The organism is bacterium (assembly GCA_040755795.1).
Classification (GTDB): Bacteria; UBA9089; CG2-30-40-21; order CG2-30-40-21; family SBAY01; genus JBFLXS01.
This window is the reverse complement of sequence record JBFLXS010000247.1, coordinates 1-5,948: the sequence shown is the minus strand read 5'-3', so window position 1 is coordinate 5,948 and position 5,948 is coordinate 1. Positions and strand designations below refer to the sequence as shown.

Below are 5,948 nucleotides of genomic sequence, written 5' to 3'. Positions count from 1 at the left end.
ACGGTGACAAAGATATTTGCTCAGGGAACAACGACAATTGCCTTTAAAAATGGCGTTTTTCAAGGAATAGATTATTATCCAGATATTAATCCTGCGACCTCAAGTGTGATGATTGATACAGCTAACAGTAATCTTGACCCAACACTTGAAGAAGTGCCATTATCAATCCGTGAGATAAAGGTTTTTAGTGGCACACCAACACTTCTACAGCAAACCTTTGAAACTGATACCGTGACACTTAGCATCTCGTATTTAGAGGATCCTACCTATGCGGGATATGTCAATACTGGGCACTGGGTAGTATTTGAAGAATCATTAAAGATTTATCGTCTTGATGAAGATAATAGCCAATGGGTTCTTATACCAGGAACGGTTAATACAGAGTTAAATATAGTTACTGTCTCTATCCCTCATCTTCCAGCAACTTATATTTTAATCGGTAGCATACCCACTCTTGACCATTTTGCGTTTTCTGTCCCTCCTCCTTATGTTGCTTATGCAGGGGTAGGATTTACCATTGGGATAGAGGCTCAAGATAAAAACGGTAAGCGGCTGGGAAATGGTATGAGTCCTTTCCCGCCATATAATGGTACAGCGAGCTTAGGGCTTAATATCCCTGGAACAATTACGCCCGATGTGATTACATTTAATAACGGTTATTTTGCTGATAATGCTTCTATTACCACTGCGGGTAATAATATTTATATCATTGTCCAATCAGATGGGAAGATAGGGACAAGTGGTCTTTTTACAGTTTATCCTCAGCCATATACTCATTTTGAATTTGATTATATCGGGACGATGAATGTTGGTATTCCGGGGACAATTACTATCTTTGCAAAGGATGAATTTGGGAATAATTATGATATACCTCATTCTCCTATAGTCGTTGATTTAGAAGTTCAGAGTAACATTATTATCCCTTCGCAAGTTAGTATTCCTGATGGAACAGGGACATGGTGTGGGACTGTAACAATTTATAATAATCAAATCAATGCCCGGATAATTGCTAAAGATGCCTTTTCTAAAGTTGGCACAAGTAATCCTTTTAATATCATTGGTGGTGAGCTGGCATACATTATTATCGAACCGGCAACTTCAACCATTGCCCAGATTGGCACAGCCTCATTTATGGCGAAAGGATATACCAGTTCACATTTTGAAATACTGCCAGAGGCAGGTTATACCTGGACAGTGAGTAGTAATTTATTGGGTAGTTTTACCTTTATGTCAGAAAAAGGGACATTTACCATTTTTCAAGCAGGGACAAAGGCAATGACGGGCACGATTGCGGTTACCTCAGGGAGTATCACGGCAATAGCGACGATTACTGTAAATCCTGGTAGCGTTACTTCAGTCTTAATCTCACCCCACGGCGCCACAACTACCTCTAACAGTGAGGTAAAGTATGAGGTTACGGCTGTGGATAGTTATGGCAATACCTGGACAGTAACCGCAGAAACAAAGTTTGCTACAAATGACCCAGCAGGAACGATGACCGCTAATGTTTATACGGCTGGTAAGGTAGGCACCTGGACGATTGCCGGGACGCATACCAGTGGTGTGGGGACATCGATTTATGTTATAGTTAGTGTGGGCACACCAACTGCCTTGACTATCATTCCTCAAGGAACAACAATCAAAGCAGGGGATATGGTTAGTTATACGGCAATTGCTGAGGATACAAAAGGCAATACCTGGACAGTAACCGCACAAACACAATTTGCCACAAATGACCCAGCAGGCACGATGACCGCCGGGAAAGAAATTTATACTGCGGGCAAGGTTGGCACCTGGACGATTGCCGGGACACATACCAGTGGTGTGGGGACATCGACTTATGTTATAGTTAGTGTGGGCACACCAACAGCCTTAACTATCATTCCTGAAGGAACAACAGTCAAGGCAGGGGATATGGTTAGTTACACGGCAATTGCTGAGGATACAAAAGGCAATACCTGGACAGTAACCGCACAAACACAATTTGCCACGAATGACCCAGAAGGAACGATGACTGCCGGGAAAGAAATTTATACTGCGGGTAAAGTTGGCACCTGGACGATTGCCGGGACACATACCAGTGGTGTGGGGACTTCGACTTATGTTATCGTTGCTCCAGGGACACCAACTACTCTATCCATTGTTCCTCAAGGAACAACAGTCAAAGCAGGAAATATGGTTAGTTATACGGCAATTGCTGAGGATACAAAAGGCAATACCTGGACAGTAACCACAGAAACACAATTTGCCACAAATGACCCGGCAGGAACGATGACTGCCGGCAAAGAAGTTTATACTGCCGGCAAAGTTGGCACCTGGACGATTGCCGGAACGCATACCAGTGGTGTGGGGACTTCGACTTATGTTATAGTTAGTGTAGGCACACCAACAGCCTTAACTATCATTCCTGAAGGAACAACAGTCAAAGCAGGGGATATGGTTAATTACACGGCAATCGCTGAGGATACAAAAGGCAATACCTGGACAGTAACCGCTCAAACACAATTTGCCACGGATGACCCGATAGGGACTATAACAGACTATGGAACTTACACTGCAGGTAAATCAGGGGTATGGCAAATATACGGGACATATACTAAAAATTCTACTAAAGTTGCTACCACCACCACAGTTAATGTTATTGTGGGCACAGCCACTGCCTTAAATATAATTCCCGCAACCTTAACACTTAAAGCTGGAGAGCAGATTTCATATCAGGCAATTGCCAGAGATACAAAAGGAAATACATGGACTGTTACATCACTTACACAATTTGCCACGGATGACCCAATAGGAACGATAACTGAACATGGCACTTATACCGCGGGTAAAGTTGGCATCTGGATGATTACCGGAACCTTTACGATTGATGGAGTAGTGGCGACGGCGACCGTCTATGTTGAACACGGTAGTGCTACCTCACTTTTTATCAATCCAGCGACCTCGGTTGTAGGTGCGGCAGGCACAATTAGTTATACAACTATTGCTCAAGATTCCCAGGGCAATACCTGGACAGTAACCGCCCAAACACAATTTGCCACAGATGACCCGGCAGGCACTATGACCGCTAATGTTTATACCGCGGGACAGATGGGAACCCATACGATTTATGCTACCTATACTTTAATCGGCACTACGGCTACGGTCTATGTTACCGTAGGCGAATTAGACCATTTTAATCTTGATTCTATCCTGCAGTGGTTTAAGAATGAACAAGGAACAATGACCATTTCTGCCCGTGATAAAAAAGACAATTTAGTTCCGACCTCAACTACATTTACATTAACACCACAAAATATAATTACTCCATATCAAGGGACAATGACAGATGGAGTGGCAACTATGAACCTGATTATATCTAAAGCAGGACCGGTGATAATTACTGCTTATAAAGATAACATTCAAGGAACTATTACTCTGGTGATATTACTGCATAAAGAACTTATTGGGACGGAAACACTTATGACGCCGGATAATTTAGTTACCGAGATAAGAATCCCTGATAATACAATAGCCACTGATTATTATGTGGTTATTGGCACACCTACAGCCCAGACCAATCCTGATATTGCCAACGCAAATAATAAGATTTCATCTGCTTATAAATATACGAATATTCGGGAATTTAATATTAAAAACGCCGCAGGTGGCACTATAACCCAGGTGGGAACCATAACGATTACTATTCCATACGAAGATACAACTCCAGATGAAGAATATGTTGATATTAACGGAATTAATGTCAAGGAAAGGACATTGTGGATATACGGCTTACAAAATAACGAGTGGAAGAAAATAGATAACCAATTACCTGACCGCACTAACAACTGGGTTTGGGCAGAGGCAGGTAGTTTTTCAATATTTGTCTTAATTGGTGAGGCAACCGCACCTGACCTGACGAAAGTATTGGTTTATCCTAACCCGGTGCGGGTAAATAAAGGTGATACCGAGGTTATTTTTGAAAACTTAAGTAATAATGCCGTTATTAGAATTTATACTATCTCAGGTGAATTAGTCTGGATAAAAGAAAAAGTAGCCGGTATGGCTAAATGGGACATTAAGAATGATTATAATCAACCAGTGGCAAGTGGTGTTTATATCTATATTATTCATGATGAAAATGAGATAATCAGAGGTAAAATTGCCGTGATACGGTAAGGAGGAAAGAGTTATCACCACAGAGACACAGAAACACGGAGAATGATTTTAGAAAAAGCAGATTACAGAACAGATAATTGGGGTAGCAGTAGAAGTTTATCACATTTGAATTTTGGGATACAACAACGAAAAACACGAAAAAGACATCCTTTATTTTTCGCATCTTTCGTGCCTTTCGTTGTTTATTCCCCCTTAATAAAGGGGGTTAGGGGGTTGTTCTCAGTGCCTCTGTGTCTCCGTGGTGAAGGCAATAGAGATTAAGTAAAGAGGTAAGACGATGATGAAAAGGTTTAAATTATTAATTTTATGTATTTGCATTATTCAGTCAACACTGGTTTATGGCGAGACTAAGAAACCAGGGGCAACCGCGGCTAATTTCTTAAAATTGGCTATTGGAGCGCGGCCAGCGGCAATGGGTGAGGCATTTTGTTCAATAGCCGATGACATTAATGCCGCTTACTGGAACCCAGCCGGCTTAGCCCGGGTAAAAGAATTTCAACTTACTGCTATCCATAAAAACTGGTTTGAAGGGATTAATGGTGGTTATTTAGGATATTTGCAACCTATGGATAAAGGAGCATTAGGTGTTTCGATAATTTACCTGGACGAAGGGAAGATACAGGAAATTAAAAAGGATAAAACAGTTGTTGGCACTTTTAAGGCAGAAGATGCGGGAGTTGCTGTGTCTTTTGCTCAAGCATTAAAAGAGAACTTATTGCTTGGCGCCAATTTAAAATATATTCACCAGAAGATTGCCGATGTCTCAGCTATGGGTCTTGCTGGGGATATTGGACTGATATATAAACCTACAAAATTCTTAAATTGGGGATTTGTTGTGCAAAATATAGGCACAAAAATAAAATTTGTCAATGACGGATTTCCCTTACCGCTAAATTTTAAAACAGGTCTATCCTACCAGAATAAAGGTTTGACATTAGCCCTGGATGTTAATAAGGCAATTGATAATGACCCATTAATTTGTCTTGGCGTCGAGTCAAAAATTGGTAATATCCTTGCCTTACGAATGGGATATAGATGGTTTACCAAAGACCAGAAATTAGATTTATATAAAAGTGCACCTGTTGGCCTTACCGGTGGATTTGGGTTAGGATTGGGTAATACATATTTCTTAGACTATGCCTATGTGCCTTATGGAGATTTAGGAGATACACACTGTATTGCATTTGTAATGAAGCTAATCCCGATGGCGATACCAGAAGAAGCGATAACTCCACCAGTTCCAGCACCAGTAGTTATTCCTGAAGAAAAACCAGAGGTAAAAGAGGTCAAACCTGCTCCTATACCAGAGGTTGTTCCTGAGATAAAACCTGAAGTTAAACCCAAAGAGATTATTCCTGAAAAACCAAAAGAGATTGTGCCTATAAAACCACCTGAGTTATTACCTGAACTCAAACTACCAGGAGAAATACCTCCAGAACCTGTTATTCCAAAGAAACAGGTTATCGTGCTGATGGATGAGGTAGATATCTGGTCAGGTCCCGGTGCTACTTATGATAGGATAACCACCGTCCATAAAGGAACAAAACTTATGTTAATAGATGATTCGAAATGGTATTATAAGGTTTTGCTACCAGATGGAACGATTGGTTGGGTATGTTATGTATTTGTAAGTAAGTAACCGTTCAGGGTATATATCAAAAGTGGTAACTATTCAGCATACCAAGCAAGTAGGAAGTAGGAAAGTAGGAAGTAGGAAGAGGGGAAAATACTTCATACTATTTTACTCTTAATTGATTTGATTAAACCTATAAGCATCCTACTCACTTCTT

2 protein-coding genes are annotated in these 5,948 nt (G+C 40.9%); both read left to right on the top strand.

The features are described from left to right. Positions 1 to 4,158: T9SS type A sorting domain-containing protein (locus tag AB1414_13875; GenBank protein MEW6608510.1), on the top strand; the 4,158-nt coding region annotated here is incomplete at its 5' end. Positions 4,159 to 4,435: 277 nt separating this feature from the next. Beyond that, entirely contained in the window at positions 4,436 to 5,797 is a 1,362-nt protein-coding gene (locus tag AB1414_13870) for a PorV/PorQ family protein (protein MEW6608509.1), read from the top strand. Positions 5,798 to 5,948 lie beyond the last annotated feature (151 nt).